General features: G+C 74.2%; 14 protein-coding genes. 3 read left to right on the plus strand and 11 right to left on the minus strand.

Going from position 1 to position 13,677, the window contains the following annotated elements:
- Window positions 1-114 precede the first annotated feature (114 nt).
- The 5 genes from CYQ11_RS04095 to CYQ11_RS04115 form a co-directional block, all read right to left on the minus strand.
- Window positions 115-801: a uracil-DNA glycosylase gene (locus CYQ11_RS04095; RefSeq protein ID WP_099198585.1), complete on the minus strand. Its 687-nt coding sequence runs from the start codon at window positions 799-801 to the stop codon at window positions 115-117.
- Between the two features lie 188 nt (window positions 802-989).
- Window positions 990-1,751: an SDR family oxidoreductase gene (locus CYQ11_RS04100; RefSeq protein ID WP_099198586.1), complete on the minus strand. Its 762-nt coding sequence runs from the start codon at window positions 1,749-1,751 to the stop codon at window positions 990-992.
- A gap of 17 nt (window positions 1,752-1,768) precedes the next feature.
- A complete protein-coding gene (fabG, locus tag CYQ11_RS04105) occupies window positions 1,769-2,530 on the minus strand; it encodes a 3-oxoacyl-ACP reductase FabG (RefSeq protein WP_099198587.1) in 762 nt (253 codons plus the stop codon).
- A gap of 272 nt (window positions 2,531-2,802) precedes the next feature.
- Window positions 2,803-3,198: a DUF3037 domain-containing protein gene (locus CYQ11_RS04110; RefSeq protein WP_099198588.1), complete on the minus strand. Its 396-nt coding sequence runs from the start codon at window positions 3,196-3,198 to the stop codon at window positions 2,803-2,805.
- Window positions 3,195-4,019: a HipA family kinase gene (locus CYQ11_RS04115; protein WP_099198617.1), complete on the minus strand. Its 825-nt coding sequence runs from the start codon at window positions 4,017-4,019 to the stop codon at window positions 3,195-3,197. The genes CYQ11_RS04110 and CYQ11_RS04115 overlap by 4 nt, the downstream gene beginning before the upstream one ends.
- Window positions 4,020-4,111: 92 nt before the next feature.
- On the opposite strand from CYQ11_RS04115, the gene CYQ11_RS04120 reads away from it, so the two are divergent.
- A complete protein-coding gene (locus tag CYQ11_RS04120; RefSeq protein WP_099198589.1) occupies window positions 4,112-4,543 on the plus strand; it encodes a Rieske (2Fe-2S) protein in 432 nt (143 codons plus the stop codon).
- A gap of 42 nt (window positions 4,544-4,585) precedes the next feature.
- On the opposite strand, the gene CYQ11_RS04125 is transcribed toward CYQ11_RS04120, so the two are convergent.
- Window positions 4,586-5,227, minus strand: coding sequence for a cysteine hydrolase family protein (locus CYQ11_RS04125; RefSeq protein WP_099198590.1), 642 nt, complete (start codon window positions 5,225-5,227; stop codon window positions 4,586-4,588).
- A gap of 157 nt (window positions 5,228-5,384) precedes the next feature.
- Here CYQ11_RS04125 and CYQ11_RS04130 point away from each other — a divergent pair, with 157 nt between their 5' ends.
- Complete coding sequence (locus tag CYQ11_RS04130; RefSeq protein ID WP_099198591.1) at window positions 5,385-5,888, plus strand: pyridoxamine 5'-phosphate oxidase family protein; 504 nt, start codon at window positions 5,385-5,387, stop codon at window positions 5,886-5,888.
- Window positions 5,889-6,008: 120 nt separating this feature from the next.
- Here the strand turns inward: CYQ11_RS04130 and CYQ11_RS04135 are convergent, their stop codons facing one another.
- Window positions 6,009-6,917 carry a LysR family transcriptional regulator gene (locus CYQ11_RS04135; protein WP_099198592.1) on the minus strand — a complete coding sequence of 303 codons (909 nt, stop codon included), beginning with the start codon at window positions 6,915-6,917 and terminating at the stop codon, window positions 6,009-6,011.
- A 74-nt stretch (window positions 6,918-6,991) separates the two neighbouring features.
- On the opposite strand from CYQ11_RS04135, the gene CYQ11_RS04140 reads away from it, so the two are divergent.
- Complete coding sequence (locus tag CYQ11_RS04140) at window positions 6,992-8,041, plus strand: DMT family transporter (protein ID WP_099198593.1); 1,050 nt, start codon at window positions 6,992-6,994, stop codon at window positions 8,039-8,041.
- A 104-nt stretch (window positions 8,042-8,145) separates the two neighbouring features.
- On the opposite strand, the gene CYQ11_RS04145 is transcribed toward CYQ11_RS04140, so the two are convergent.
- The 4 genes from CYQ11_RS04145 to CYQ11_RS04160 form a co-directional block, all read right to left on the minus strand.
- Window positions 8,146-9,276 carry a DMT family transporter gene (locus tag CYQ11_RS04145; protein ID WP_099198594.1) on the minus strand — a complete coding sequence of 377 codons (1,131 nt, stop codon included), beginning with the start codon at window positions 9,274-9,276 and terminating at the stop codon, window positions 8,146-8,148.
- A 157-nt stretch (window positions 9,277-9,433) separates the two neighbouring features.
- The gene (locus tag CYQ11_RS04150) at window positions 9,434-10,432 is read right to left on the minus strand and encodes an EamA family transporter (protein ID WP_099198595.1); all 999 of its coding nucleotides are present in this window, start codon (window positions 10,430-10,432) and stop codon (window positions 9,434-9,436) included.
- A 129-nt stretch (window positions 10,433-10,561) separates the two neighbouring features.
- The gene (locus CYQ11_RS04155) at window positions 10,562-11,029 is read right to left on the minus strand and encodes a Clp protease N-terminal domain-containing protein (RefSeq protein WP_107489247.1); all 468 of its coding nucleotides are present in this window, start codon (window positions 11,027-11,029) and stop codon (window positions 10,562-10,564) included.
- Between the two features lie 209 nt (window positions 11,030-11,238).
- Window positions 11,239-13,356, minus strand: a complete 2,118-nt coding sequence (locus CYQ11_RS04160; protein ID WP_181143573.1) for a glycoside hydrolase family 3 N-terminal domain-containing protein — start codon at window positions 13,354-13,356, stop codon at window positions 11,239-11,241.
- Window positions 13,357-13,677: the final 321 nt, after the last annotated feature.

Raw genomic sequence — 13,677 nt, forward strand, 5'->3', positions numbered from 1 at the left:
ACCGCGGCGAAGCAGCACGACACGTCCGGCCCGCGAACCGGCCCGGCCACTGGTCCGGCCACGCCACGGTCCGGCCCCGTCGTCACGGCCCGGGCCGGACCGTGCCGGAGGCCGTCAGACCTCCAGGTCCGGGACGCGCCAGTCGATGGGCTCGTGGCCCTGGGCGGCCACCGCCTCGTTGATCTGCGTGAAGGGACGGCTGCCGAAGAACCGCTTCGCCGACAGCGGAGAGGGGTGCGCGCCCTTGACGACGACGTGGCGCTCCTCGTCGATCAGGGAGAGCTTCTTCTGGGCGTAGTTGCCCCAGAGCACGAAGACGGCCGGGTCGGGCCGGGAGGCGACGGCACGGATGACCGCGTCGGTGAACTTCTCCCAGCCCTTGCCCTTGTGGGAGTTGGGCTCGCCGCCCCGCACCGTGAGGACCGCGTTGAGCAGCAGGACGCCCTGCTCGGCCCACGGCATCAGATAGCCGTTGTCCGGGACGTCGTAGCCGAGCTCCTCGCGCATCTCCTTGTAGATGTTCCGCAGGGAGGGCGGCGTCTTGACGCCGGGGCGCACGGAGAAGCACAGGCCGTGCCCCTGCCCCGCGCCGTGGTACGGGTCCTGGCCGAGGATGAGGACCTTCACCCGCTCGTACGGGGTCGCCTCCAGCGCGGCGAAGACCTCCCCGCGCGGCGGGTACACCGGCGCCTTCGTCCGCTCCTCCTCCACGAAGTCGGTCAGCTCCTTGAAGTAGGGCTTCTCCAGCTCCTCGCCGAGGACAGCGTGCCAGGACTCGGGCAGCACGTCGGTGACGGTCACGTCGACAACCTCCGGGGTTCGTTCCGTTCTCGCTGGAGAACTTACCGGCGACCACTGACAACGCCCGCCGGGAGGCCGGAGACCGCCGACGGGCGCAGCCGGACCAGACGCCCCGGACGCCGGGAACGGTTCCGGGAGCCCGCCCTCGGGCCCCGTCCCCGGACGCCGCCCCCAGGCCCGCACCCGGCTCAGACGCCCGCGTTGAGGAACAGCCCCCCGTCCACCACCAGCGTCTGCCCCGTGATCCAGCCGGCGGCGTCCGACAGCAGGAACGCGGCCGCCCCGCCGATGTCCTCCGGCACGCCGAGCCGGCCGAGCGGGTAGGAGGCCGCGGCCTCCTCCTCGCGCCCCTCGTAGAGGGCGGCGGCGAACTTGGTCTTCACCACGGCCGGGGCGATGGTGTTGACCCGTGCGACCGGCGCGAACTCGTGCGCGAGCTGGAGCGTGAGGTTGGCCATGGCGGCCTTGCTCACGCCGTACACGCCGACGAAGGGCGAGGCGGTGACCCCGGCGATGGAGGCGATGTTGACGATCGCCCCGCCGTTGTCCTTCTGCCACGCCTTCCAGGTCTGCTGGGCGAAGCCGAGCGCCGAGACGACGTTGGTCTCGAAGACCTTGCGGGCGACGGCCAGGTCGACGTCGGCGATGGGCCCGAACACCGGGTTCGTCCCGGCGTTGTTGACCAGGTAGTCGACGCGGCCGAACGCCTCCATGGCCCGCTCCACGGCCTGGGCCTGGTGGGCCTCGTCATGGGCCTTGCCCGGCACGCCGACCGCCCACCCGGCGCCCAGCTTCTCGACGGCTTCCTTGAGGGCGTCCTCGTTGCGGCCGGTGATCACGACGCGGTCGCCACGGGCCACGAGGGCCTCGGCGATGCCGTATCCGATGCCCCGGCTGGCGCCCGTGACGAGCGCGACCTTGCCCGTCGGCTCCCGTTCCTCGGTGGTCATCTGTCCGTACCCTTCGGTCAGTCGAGCGGTCCGCCGGCCACGTACAGCACCTGGCCGGAGACGAAGCCGGCCCGCTCGTCCGTGAAGAAGGCGATGGCGTTGGCGATGTCCTCGGGGTCGCCGACGCGCTGCACCGGGATCTGGGACGCGGCCGCGGTCTGGAAGTCGTCGAAGCTCATGCCCACGCGGGCGGCGGTCTCGGCGGTCATGTCGGTGGCGATGAAGCCGGGGGCGACGGAGTTGGCGGTGACGCCGAACTTGCCCAGCTCCTTGGCCAGGGTCTTGGTGAAGCCCTGCATGCCGGCCTTGGCGGCGGCGTAGTTGGCCTGGCCGCGGTTGCCGAGCGCGGAGCTGCTGGAGAGGTTGACGATCCGGCCGAAGCCCGCGTCCACCATGTGCTTCTGGCAGGCGCGCGACATCAGGAACGCGCCGCGCAGATGCACGTTCATGACGGTGTCCCAGTCGCTGTCGCTCATCTTGAACAGCAGGTTGTCGCGGAGCACGCCCGCGTTGTTGACGAGGATGACCGGCGCGCCGAGCTCCGCGGCCACGCGGGCGACGGCGGTGTCCACCTGGGCGGAGTCGGAGACGTCGCAGCCGACGGCGAGGGCCTTGCCCCCCGCCGCCTCGATCTTCTCCACGGTGTCCGCGCAGGCCGCCTCGTCGAGGTCGAGAACGGCCACCGCCCGGCCCTCGGCGGCCAGCCGGACCGCGGTCGCCGCGCCGATACCACGGGCGGCGCCCGTGACCAGGGCTACGCGCTGCTCGGTGGTGGACATGCGGGTTCTCCTCACCTCGGAGGGCGGCTCTCCCGCCCTGAGCAGCGGATGAGCAACCGCTTAGTAGCTTCGGTCGATCAAGACGCTAGAAGCCCCGCCACCGGCTGTCAACGCCCTCCGCGCGCCACCCGGCCGCACCCCGCCCCGGGGCCCGGCCGACCGCCGGGCCCAGGAGGGGGACGTCATCCCCACCAGGACCACGGGTCCTTCACGCCACCGGGGGCACGCCCGCCTCACCTGGGGGCGCCTCTCGCCTCATCGGCGACGCGCCCTCACCTCACCAGCAGGTCGAGCAGGCGTTCCGGTTCGCCCTCGGGGTCCGCGGTCAGCCCCGTGTGCACCGGCCCGGGCTGGACGATCGTGCTGCGCGGCGCGATCAGCCAGCGGAACCGCTGACCGGGCGCGTCGCAGGCCGCCTGGCCCGCCCGTTCGCCACCGGCACACACACCCTCGACGGCGTGCAGCGCGGCGCGCACGCCCACCACGTCCGCCGTCGGGTCGAGCGCCAGCAGCCGCGCCTCGTCCAGGTGGATGCGGGCGGCGACGAAGGACCGCGCCTGACAGTAGACGACGACGCCGGCGTTGATCTGCTCACCGCGCTCGACGCGCGGGACGACGCGCAGCAGCGCGTATTCGAAGACTTCGCGTCCGTTGTTCCGGCCCGTCACTTCGCGGCCTTTCCGTCGAGCCTGACCCGCACCCACTCCGGGGCCTGCGAGGGTTGGTCGGCGGTGCGCTCGCCGATGGTGATCCGGTCGCCGATGGTGCGGGCGCGTTCGAGCAGCACCTCGACGTACGCGCGGCGCAGCGCGTCGGGGCTGTCGAAGCCCGGTTCGCCGGCGAGCCACTCGTCGGGGACGTCGGCGGCGACCTCCGTCAGCAGCTCCTCGGTGACCAGGGGCGCGAGTTCGGCCGCGGCCGCGGCGACGTCCGGGCCGAAGGAGGCCAGGACGTGGTCGGAGGCGTCGTACGGCTTGGCGGCCGAGGTCCGGGCGCCCGGCCAGTTGTGGTGCCAGATCATGGTCGCGCCGTGGTCGATGAGCCACAGCCGTCCGTGCCACACCAGCAGGTTGGGGTTGCGCCACGAGCGGTCGACGTTGTTGATCAGGGCGTCGAACCACACCACGCGCCCGGCCTCGGCCGCGTCGGTCTCGAAGGCGAGCGGATCGAAGCCGAGGGCTCCCGGCAGGAAGTCCATGCCGAGGTTGAGGCCGCCGCTGGCCTTGAGCAGCGCCTGCACCTCCTGGTCGGGCTCGCCGCGGCCGATGACCGGGTCGAGCTGGATCCGCGCCAGGTCCGGGACACGCAGCCCGAGCCGGCGGCCCAGCTGCCCGCAGACGACCTCGGCGACCAGCGTCTTGCGGCCCTGGCCGGCGCCGGTGAATTTCATGACGTACGTACCGAGATCGTCGGCCTCGACGATGCCCGGCAGTGAGCCGCCCTCGCGCAAGGGCGTCACATAGCGGACGGCTGTGACTTCGGGGAGCATCGTCACAGGCTACTCGGCCGTTGAACACCGGGAGCGCGCGAGCCGTATGCCTCCTCGACCCAGCCGACTCCTCGATCAGCGAAGGAGCGATCATGACGCATTCGTCACCCGTACCGGCCGGAGCCACACGCCGTACCGTCGTCGCGGCGGCCGGAGCCTCCGGCCTCGCGGTGCTGCTCGCCGCCTGCGGCGACTCGGACGACGGCCACAAGAGCGGAGCGCCCGGGGCGGGCGAGAGCGGTGGCCTGGCCCGGACGTCCGACATCCCGGAGGGCGGTGGGAAGGTCTTCGCCGACCGGAAGGTCGTGGTCACGCAGCCGGCGAAGGGCGAGTTCAAGGCGTTCTCCGCGGTGTGCACCCATCAGGGTTGCCTGGTGAACAAGGTGGCCGAAGGGACCATCGACTGCCCGTGCCACGGCAGCAAGTTCTCCGTCGCCGACGGCAGCGTGCGCAACGGTCCCGCGACCAAGCCGCTGCCGCCGGTGCGCGTGTCGGTGAAGGGCGACTCGCTCACCCTGGAGTGAGCCGCGCCGGGCCGGGGCGCGACCGGGGCCGGACCGGGGCGCTCAGCGCGGGCGCCGTCGCCAGCCGTGCAGCAGCGCTTCGGTGGTGGTGACGCTCGCGACGAGCGCCAGGGTGTGGCGCACGACGGCCGCGGTGTAGTCGGCGGGCACCCCGGCGATGGCGTCGGAGGGCACCACGGCGGTATAGCCGAGGTTGACGGCGTCGAAGACGGCGTTGGGGACCGCGACGTTGGCCGACACGCCCGTGACGACCAGGGTGCGGCAGCCGATGTTGCGCAGCAGGGCGTCCACGCCCGTGCCCGCCAGCGGCGACAGCCCGTGCAGCCGGCGTACGACCAGATCACCGTCGCCGACCGGGATCGGGTCGGCGACGCGTACGGCCAGGCTGCCGGTGAGCTGCTGCACGGGCAGTCGTTCGGCGAGGCGGAAGAGACGGGCGTTGCGACTGGCGCCCCGCCCGTCGGGGCGGCGTTCGGCGACGGCATGGACGACCTGCACGCCCGCCTCGTGCGCCCCGGCGACCAGCCGGGCGACGTTGGCCAGCGCCCCGGAGGCGCGGGCGGCGGCGGCCAGCTCGGGCAGGGCGCTGCCGGGGCCGACGACGCCGCGCTGGCACTCGACGGTCAGCAGCACGGTGGTCGCCGGGTCGAGCCCCTCGGCGAGCTGTTCCTGCGGCGGCGCCATGGTGCTCCTCGTCGGGGCGTGCGTACGGACCGTGTGCGCGATCGGCGCGGTGGGGCCGGGGCGCGAGGGTAACGGGCATTGCGCGGCGCGGGGAAGAGGCCGATGATTTCTGATGGCCAGTCAGAAGACTGGGCCGTGGCGGGCAGGGGGTGCGGGCATGACCGGCACACAGCGGCGGGGGCGCGGGGCGATGATGTCACCGGCCGAGCTGGACGCCTTCCTCACCGGGCAGCGCACCTGCCGGGCGGCGACGACCGGCCGGGACGGGCGTCCGCACGTCAGCGCGCTGTGGTTCGCGTGGGACGGACGGGCGCTGTGGCTGTACTCCCTCACGCGCAGCCGGCGCTGGGCCGACCTGCGGCACGACCCGCGCCTGGCGGTGGTGGTCGACGACGGCCTGGCGTACGGGGAGCTGCGCGGGGCCGAGCTGTCGGGCGCGGTGGCGTTCGTCGGCGAGGTCCCGCGGACCGGGGAGCCGTGCCCTGAGCTCGCCGCCCCGGAGCGGCTCTTTGCGGCGAAGTACTTCGGCGCCGGCGACTTGCCGCACGACGGCCGGCACGCCTGGCTGCGGCTGGTCCCGGAGTCGGTGGTGTCCTGGGACTTCCGCAAACTGGCGCTGCCGCCGGGCGCCCGGGCGGAGCGGCCGCGGCCGGAGGGCTAGGGGGTGTCCACAAAGCAGCGCCCGGCCCGGGACTCCCCCGGCCACCGCCGGGAGGTGCCCCCGGCAGACGCGCGGCCTGATCCGGGCTGACCCACACGCCACGCCCTGGCCGGGCGGCGCTCAGCCGCCGCCGAGCGCCGTCCCGGCCGCGCGCAGGGCGTCGACCGCCGCCCGGATCGAGGGCCTGCGGTCCGCGTCCGCCCGCCAGATGGCGAACACGTGCCGGCGCATCGTGTGCCGCACCGGCACCACGCGCACCCCTTCCGGCACCGGTCCCCGCCCCAGGCGCGGCGCGACCGCGATGCCGAGTCCCGCCGCGACCAGGGCGAGCTGGGTGTGGTGTTCCTCCGCCATGTGCGAGATGCGGGGCTCGACCCCCTTGCCGCGCAGGGTGAACAGCAGCCAGTCGTGGCAGAACTCGCCCCGCGGCCAGGAGATCCACTCGTCCTCCGCGAAGTCCTCCAGCACCACCTCGTCCCGGTCGGCGAGCGGATGGCCGGCGGGTACCGCCACGTCGGCCAGGTCGTCGAGCACGGGCGCCTTGGCCAGGCCGTCCGGCACGGGCAGCGGCTTGTTGTACCAGTCGAGGACGACGGCCACGTCGATGTCCCCGCGCACCACGCGCGGCACCGCCTCGTCCGGTTCCATCTCCTCCAGCCGGGCCCGCAGCTGCGGGTGCTCGACGCGCAGGCCGGCGAGGGCGGCGGGGAAGAGGCCGCGCGCCGCCGTCGGGAAGGCACCCATGAGCAGTTCGCCGACGGCCCGGCCGCGTTGGGCCTCCAGGTCGGCCTGGGCCAGCTCCACCTGCGAGAGGATGCGCGACGCGTGCTCCGCCAGCAGCCGGCCCGCGTCGGTGAGGCGGACGCCGCGGCCGTTCTTCGCCAGCAGCTGCTGGCCGGTCTCGCGCTCCAGCTTGGCCAGCTGCTGCGACACCGCGGAGGTCGTCACGTGCAGCCCGTCCGCCGCGCCGCTGACGGAGCCATGGCGGGCGACGGCGTGGAGGGTCCGCAGGCGCTCGAGGTTCAACATGTAAGCGATGCTACGCGATGGTTCCACAATTATTTGCTTGTTCTAAGACATCGCAGACCCGCATCGTGGGTGTCATGAGCACCGTCGCCACACCCACGCCATCCGCCAGCCCCTCCTCCCCATCCACCTCGGCCCCCACCGCCTCTCCGGCATCTCCGGCCCCCGGGAAGGGGCAGGAGCAGGGCCCGCGCAGGATCGACTGGCGGATACGGTTCGGGGTCCTCTCCCTGATCTGGGGCTTCAGCTTCGTCTTCATCAAGCTCGGCACCGACGGCTTCGCCCCGCCGTACGTCTCCTTCGGCCGCATGTTCTTCGGCGCGCTGGTGCTCATGGCCGCCCTGCTGGTCACGCGGCAGCGACTGCCGCGCTCCGCCCGGACCTGGGGGCACCTGACGGTCGCGGCGTTCCTGTGCAACGCCCTTCCCTTCACGCTTTTCGCCTACGCCGAGCTGACGATCTCGACCACCCTGGCCGGCATCTGCAACGCCACCACCCCGCTGTGGGGCATGGTGCTCTCCCTGGTGGCGCTCTCCGAGGACCGGCCGACCCGCCGCCGGTTCGCCGGCCTCGGTCTCGGGTTCGTCGGCGTGCTGATCGTCCTGGGCGTGTGGCAGGGCTTCTCGGGGCAGGACCCGAAGGGCACCGGCCTGGCGCTGATCGCCGCCGCCAGCTACGCCGTCGGCTGGATCTACGTCCGGCGCACGCTCTCCGGCACCGGCGACTCCCACCTGGCGATGTCCGGCAGCCAGCTGCTCCTCGGCGCGGTGCAGCTCGGCGTGGTCGCCCCGCTGCTCAGCCCCCTGCCCACCGCCTTCCCCACCGTGCCGCTGCTCGCGGTCTTCGCCCTCGGCGCACTCGGCACCGGTCTGGCGTTCCTGCTCCAGTACGCCCTCGTGGCCGAGGTCGGTCCGACCACCGCGACGCTGACGACCTACTTCATCCCGGTCGTGTCGACCACGGCGGGCGTGGCGCTCCTCGGCGAGGGGCTCAGCTGGAACACCCCCGTCGGTGCGGTGATCGTCCTCGCCGGCGCGGCGCTCACCCAGGGCAAGGGGAGCACCAAGGCCGCCGGCGCCAAGGTCGTCGCGGCGGGTTCCGAGCCGGCGAAGGCGCAGTCGTCCTGACGACCCGGCCGCGTGGAGCCGGTCACGGGCGCGATGGCGTCCGTGACCGGCTCCACGCCGTTTCATCGCCGTCCGTCGTCGTTCGTCGCCGGCGGGGACCGCCGTCAGCCGGACGCCGGGTGGGGCAGCGGCTCGGAGGCGGGGCTCTGGGCGGGCCTCACCTCGCCGGCGTCATCGTGCTCCGCCACCCCCGTCGCCACCGTTGCCCCGGCAGGCTCAGGCGTCACGGGACCTCCGCCCGCCACCGGCACGGAGGCCGCCGTGCCGCGCGTCTCCGCCCAGGCCAGCGCGACCACCGCGCTCAGCAGCACGGCCGTGCCCACGGCCGTCGCGGTGGTCAGGTGCTCGCCGAGGAAGGCGACCGCGAGGGCCGCCGCCGTGACGGGCTCCAGCAGGGTGATCACCGTCACCGTCGTGCCGCGCACCGCCACGAGCCCGGCGAAGAACAGCCCGTAGGCCAGCACCGTCGGCACCGTCACCAGATACGCCAGCAGCCCCACGGTGCGCCCCAGTTCGTGGGCGCGCGGCCACAGGCCCTCGGCGAGCGCGAGGGGCAGGACGCAGACCGTGCCCACGCCGAGGGAGGTCAACGTGGTGGTGAAGGGGTCGGTGCCCCGGCCCCGGCCGCCGAAGTACCGGGTGGCGACGGTGAGCAGCGCGTAGCCGGCGCCCGACAGCAGCCCCATGGCCACTCCGGCCGGGCGCACCTCGCCCGTGCCGTCACCTCCGAGCATCAGCACGGCCAGCCCGGCGAGGGCGCCCGCGACCGCCACCCGGCCGCCCGCGCCGAGGCGTTCGCCCATGAGCAGCCGGCTGCCGAGCGCCACCATGACGGGCGCGGCCCCGAGCGTGACGACGGTGCCGACCGCTATGCCGGTCCCGTCGACCGCCGCGAAGTACGCCGCCTGGAAGACGGTGAACCCCGCGCCGACGACCAGGGCTCGGACGACCCTGCGGCCCTTCGGCTCGTACGGGCCCGGGGCGGCCTGCCGCCTGGGGGCGCGGCGCACGGCCAGGACCGCCAGCATCAGGAGGAAGCCGCCGAACGTGCGCCAGAAGGTGAGCGCCAGCGGGCCGAGCCCGCTGCTGTCGAAGACGAGGGCCGCCGTCGCCCCGGACGTGCCCCAGGCGACGGCCGCGACGGTGACGTAGACGAGCCCGCGGCCGACGGAGACGCCGGAGCCCGTGCGGGGGCCGCCCGAAGACGGGCAGGCCGGAAGAGAGGAGTTGTGCATGACTGTTCTCCCGCGGAAGACATGAGTGATCGCGTGGTCACGTCTGCGGGCAGCGGCGATCCGCCCGGGAACCTCGTCCCGGGCCCGGTCCTCCGGGGGCGGCCGCCCGCGCTAGGCGGCGGGAGGCGGCAGAACAGTCATCGGCATGATCGACACCCTAGGCCCAGTGGTTGCCGCCGGACAACTCCCTCTCGGGACCCGCCGCGGGCCGCACGCCCTCCGTCGCGGCCACCGGCGCCCCGGACGCCGCCTTGGGCGTGGAACTCTGCGCGATGAACGCGCCCAGCAGCACCACGAGCCCGCCGGCGATCTGCGGCGCGGCGAGGTGCTCCCCGAGCAGCACCCACGCCAGCACGGTGGCGATGACCGCCTCCAGGCAGGCGACCACGCCGGCCACCTGCGGGGAGAGGCGACGCACGGACACCACGCCGGTGAGGTAGGCGGCCACGGTCGCGACCAGGACGATCCAGCCGAGCAGCGCCAGCGCCGGCAGGCGGGTGCCGTTCATGGACGCGCTGCCGGCGAGCACCGGCCAGTCCACGTTCCAGGGGCGTGCCACGGCGGTCAGCAGAAGGGCGCCGAAGAGGAGGCCGTAGGCGATGACACCGACCGGGTCGGCCGGCTCGTCGCCGTCGCTGCCGTGGTCGGCGAGGACGAAGTAGCCCACCTGGCAGCAGGCCGCGCCCAGGGCCAGGAGCAGTCCGATCGCGTCGAAGCTCAGGCCGGACCACACCTGGACGACGCAGGCGAGCCCGCCGGCGGCGAGGAGCACGCCGAGGGCGGCGGCCCGGCTGACCGGCCGGCGCTGGACGAAGCGCACCCAGCCGAGCACCAGCGCCGGGGCCAGGTATTCGACGAGCAGGGCCACGCCGACCGGAATGCGGGATATCGCGGCGAAGTAGCAGGCCTGGACGCCCGCGACGGCCAGCAGGCCGAAGCCGGCGAGCAGCGCCGGGCGGCGCGTGAGCAGGTTGCGGTGGCGCCAGGCGACGGGCAGCAGGACCAACGCGGCGCCGGTCACGCGCAACCACACCACGTGCAGGGGGTCCAGGCCCGCCTCGATCAGGGGCTTGGCCGCGACGCCCGATCCGCCGAACGCCAGCGCGGACACCAGGGCGAGGCCCAGTCCGGAAATCCTGTTGTCAGTCTGCCGCATCGCTGCATGATGGCAGCAAACGTCAGCACCGTCATCCCTTACACTCCTGGCGACCGGGCTCAGGGGCACGCCCGCGCCGCCCGAGCCCGAGGGCACGCTCCCACCGCCCCCACGCGTCGCGGCCCCGGGTCAGGAGCACTCCGAACAGGCGGCGTGGGCCAGGCGCGTGGCCAGCAGCGCGGTGTCGACGCCGGCCCGGTGCAGGACGTCGACGGCGCGGCACTGCCGGTCGCGCAGCAGGGCGGCGAGCAGGTCCGTCCCCCGCACCGGGCCCGACCGGCGCGCCAGGGCCCGCACATGCGCCTCACGCATGGCCTCGGCCGCGGCCGGCGACCAGCCGGGTACGCCGTCGCCGGGCAGCACGGGCAGGGCGCCCGAGTCCTCGACGGTGCCGCTCCAGCGCAGCCCGTAGCCGATGGTGCGCTGGACGAGGTAGCCGAGCAGCCGGGCGACCTGGGCGGGGCCGCCGTCGAAGGCGGCGCGGGCCTCGGGGTCGGCCTCGAGCAGCGTGTGGAGCAGGTGGGCGGTGTCGACCTGCCGGTCGCCGTCGCGCGCGGCACGCCTGCGGGCGCCCGCGACCGCCGAGGCGAGCTCCATGCTCAGCCGGCTGTCGTTCGCGCTCCCGGCCCATCCGCTGTCAGGTGTACGGCTTTGCACCCTCCCACCCCATCAGTCCCATGTGATGAGAGCATCCCCGGAAGGTCGCATTCGCGCATCCGACGCCGGTTGGGGACTGGTGATCGAATCCTCATCCTCCAGGAGGAGACGTGCCGCGCCCGTCTCAGGGGCGCACGGCCCTCGCACGCCTAGGTGACCTCCAGCGCGGCCGTCCGCGACCCCGCGGTGAACGTGTACGTCCCCCGCTCGACGCGCGGGGACCCGGCGCCGTCGACGTCGCCCGGGGTCACCGCGAGAGCCCGCGCGGGCACGGTGAGCCGCACGGTCTTCTCCTCCCCCGCCCTCAGGCGCACCTTGGTGAAGGCCACGAGTCTGCGCGGCGGCGCCAGCACCTCGCTCACCGGCCGTGACGCGTACACCGGAACCACCAGGTCGCCGTCGCGCCCCCCGGTGTTGGCGACCCGTACGCCGATCCGCACGTCGTCGCCCGCCGGGACGGATGCGGCGGCCAGGGTGACCGCGTCGAAGCGGTACGTGGTGTACGACAGGCCGGCACCGAAGTCGTACGCCACGTCGTGGGCCGACTCGGCGCCGGAGTTCGTACCGGGCAACTGCTGGTGGTAGAGCGGTTCGTTGCCGGTCCTGCGGGGCCAGGACACCGGCAGGCGTCCGCTCGGGTCGGTCCGGCCGAACAGCACGTCCGCCACGGCGTGGCCGCCTTCGGTGCCGGGCAGCCACGACATCAGCAGGCCGTCCGTCCCCGCCGCGTCGCCCAGGACGAGCGGGCGCCCGGCGAGCACCACCACGACGACGGGCCTGCCGGTCGCCTTCAGCGCTCCGACCAGGGACTGCTGGTCCGCGGAGAGTTCGGGGCGCGGGCTGTCCGCCTCGCCTTCGGCGGCGGCCCTCTCGCCGACGACCACCACGGTCACGTCGGCGTCCCGGGCCTCGGCCACCGCGTCGGCGGGGTCCGGGGCATGGACGACGCGGGTGCCCGCGGGCGCGGCCTGTTCGATCCCCGCGAGCACGGTCGTGCCGGGCAGCCGCACTCCGCCGGGCACCCGTTGCCAGCCGACGGTCCAGCCGCCCGCCTGGTCGTCGATGTCGTCCGCGAAGGAGCCCGCGACGACGACCTTCTTCGCCGTCGCCCGCACCGGCAGGGTGTGACGCTCGTTGCGCAGCAGCACCTGCGAGTCGGCTGCGGCACGCCGGGCCAGGTCCCGGGCGGCCCCCGCGACGTCGGCGTCCGCGCGCTCGGCGTCGACGTACGGCCTCTCGAAGAGCCCGAGGCCGAACTTGAGCCGCAGCACGCGTCCGGCCGCCTCGTCGACGCGCTCCCGGGAGACCAACCCCTGTCGTACGGCCGTGCGCAGGGCTCCGGTGAAGTCGCCCGCCTCGTACGGCTCCATCGCCATGTCGACGCCGGCGTTGACGGCCAGCGCGACGGCGTGCGGGTAGTCCGCCGCGACCTTGTACCTCGTCCACAGGGCACGGACGTCCTGCCAGTCGGAGACCGTCACCCCGGTGAACCCCCACTGACGGCGCAGCACCTGGGTCAGGAGGTGGCGGGAGGCGGTCACCGGCACGCCGTTGACGGCACCGGAGTTGACCATCACCGTCTTCGCCCCCGCCTCGACCGCCGTGCGGTACGGCGCGAGGAGGGTGTCCTGGAGGTAGCGGGGCGAGACGTCGGCGGGCACGCGGTCGTGACCGTTGGCGGGTTCGGAGTACCCGCCGAAGTGCTTCACCGTGGAGGCGACGTCCTTCACGCCTCCGGCGCCCTCGGTGCCCCGTACGCCGGCCGCGGCCAGGGCGCCCGCGAGCAGCGGGTCCTCGCCGTATGTCTCGTAGTAGCGCCCCCAGCGCCGGTCCCGGGCGAGGTCGGCGACGGGCGCGAAGTTCCAGTCGATGCCGGTGGCGGCGACGGCGCGGGCCGTCGCCCGGGCCGTGTCGTGGACGAGTGAGGGGTCCCAGGAGGCGGCGAGCCCGATCTGGTGGGGGAAGACGGTGGCACCGAGCACGTTGTTGTGACCGTGGACGGCGTCGGCTCCGTAGAGGACGGGGACGTGCAGCCGGCTGTGCTCCACGGCGTACTTCTGCACCGCGTTGACCATGCGGGCCCAGTCGCGCGGCGTGTTGCGGGGCGGTCCCATGCCGCCGCCGGAGAGGACGGAGCCGACCGCGTGGTCGTGGAGCACGGTCTTCATGCAGGCCTCGCCGAGCTCGCCGCCGCCGTCGCGGCAGTCGCCCTGGAGCCTGACGACGGCGATCTGGACCATCTGCCCGATCTTTTCGTCGAGCGTCATGCGGCGCAGCAGATCGTGGGCCCGCTCGTCCGGCGACGCCCGGGCGTCACGATGGCGCGGCGTCTCGCCGCCGGCGCCGGCGGGAACGGCGGCGAGGGAGGCCGCGCAGACGGCGGCGGCCGCGGCGAGTGCCAGGGCGTGCCCGCGAAGTGGCGCCGCGCGCCCGCCAGGGCGCGGCCCGGGGCGTCTGGCGCCGGGGGCACCTGCCAGCGGTGGCTGGGGGATCTCCGGGGCAGGCGGGACGTTGCGGACACGGCCTGGGGAGGGATGTCTCCAGCGCGTGGGCAGGGCCATGGCGGGGACTCCGTTCGTCGGATCCGG

The sequence above is a fragment of the Streptomyces cinnamoneus genome (assembly GCF_002939475.1).
Classification (GTDB): domain Bacteria; phylum Actinomycetota; class Actinomycetes; order Streptomycetales; family Streptomycetaceae; genus Streptomyces; species Streptomyces cinnamoneus_A.

Excerpts from the sequence above, each read along its gene's own strand:
- CYQ11_RS04100 (WP_099198586.1), bottom strand. The coding sequence starts at position 1,751 with ATGACCACCGAGGAACGGGAGCCGACGGGCAAGGTCGCGCTCGTCACG.
- fabG (WP_099198587.1), bottom strand. The coding sequence starts at position 2,530 with ATGTCCACCACCGAGCAGCGCGTAGCCCTGGTCACGGGCGCCGCCCGT.
- CYQ11_RS04115 (WP_099198617.1), bottom strand. The coding sequence starts at position 4,019 with ATGCTCCCCGAAGTCACAGCCGTCCGCTATGTGACGCCCTTGCGCGAG.
- CYQ11_RS04120 (WP_099198589.1), top strand. The coding sequence starts at position 4,112 with ATGACGCATTCGTCACCCGTACCGGCCGGAGCCACACGCCGTACCGTC.
- CYQ11_RS04125 (WP_099198590.1), bottom strand. The coding sequence starts at position 5,227 with ATGGCGCCGCCGCAGGAACAGCTCGCCGAGGGGCTCGACCCGGCGACC.
- CYQ11_RS04130 (WP_099198591.1), top strand. The coding sequence starts at position 5,385 with ATGACCGGCACACAGCGGCGGGGGCGCGGGGCGATGATGTCACCGGCC.
- CYQ11_RS04135 (WP_099198592.1), bottom strand. The coding sequence starts at position 6,917 with ATGTTGAACCTCGAGCGCCTGCGGACCCTCCACGCCGTCGCCCGCCAT.
- CYQ11_RS04140 (WP_099198593.1), top strand. The coding sequence starts at position 6,992 with ATGAGCACCGTCGCCACACCCACGCCATCCGCCAGCCCCTCCTCCCCA.
- CYQ11_RS04145 (WP_099198594.1), bottom strand. The coding sequence starts at position 9,276 with ATGCACAACTCCTCTCTTCCGGCCTGCCCGTCTTCGGGCGGCCCCCGC.
- CYQ11_RS04150 (WP_099198595.1), bottom strand. The coding sequence starts at position 10,432 with ATGCGGCAGACTGACAACAGGATTTCCGGACTGGGCCTCGCCCTGGTG.
- CYQ11_RS04155 (WP_107489247.1), bottom strand. The coding sequence starts at position 11,029 with ATGGAGCTCGCCTCGGCGGTCGCGGGCGCCCGCAGGCGTGCCGCGCGC.
- CYQ11_RS04160 (WP_181143573.1), bottom strand. The coding sequence starts at position 13,356 with ATGACGCTCGACGAAAAGATCGGGCAGATGGTCCAGATCGCCGTCGTC.